We start from the raw sequence: 265 nt of genomic DNA, 5'->3' as shown, positions 1-265 counted from the left end.
ATTAAAGCCCATGCCGAGCGCGCCTTTGGCCTTCGCGTTTGCAATATCGCCGCGATACAGGCTGGCGCCGTCCTGGCGTTTAAACACTACGGTATGGCCGCCTGCATCCAGTACCGCCACGGCAAGTGGCTTTACATTGTTTTCGCTGGCATAGGCCAGCGTGGCGTTTGCAACGCATTCTGCTTGTTGTAGGGTCAGAGTCATTGCGCAGCTTCCTGTGATGTTAGTGGAGAGGAAGAAAACAGCTGATTGGCCAGCGTGTTCA

Annotated in this window: 1 protein-coding gene; it reads right to left on the bottom strand. The window is 55.1% G+C overall.

Annotated elements, in window-relative coordinates:
• On the bottom strand, nucleotides 1-204 hold a 204-nt coding region (locus tag NLF92_RS13160), incomplete at its 3' end, for a GlcG/HbpS family heme-binding protein (protein WP_254102670.1).
• Between the last annotated feature and the right edge of the window lie 61 nt (nucleotides 205-265).

It is taken from the genome of Opacimonas viscosa (genome assembly GCF_024199005.1).
In the GTDB taxonomy this organism is placed as follows: Bacteria; Pseudomonadota; Gammaproteobacteria; order Enterobacterales; family Alteromonadaceae; genus Opacimonas; species Opacimonas viscosa.
Note: the sequence above shows the minus strand (reverse complement) of the source record. Positions and strands in the feature narration are given on the sequence as shown.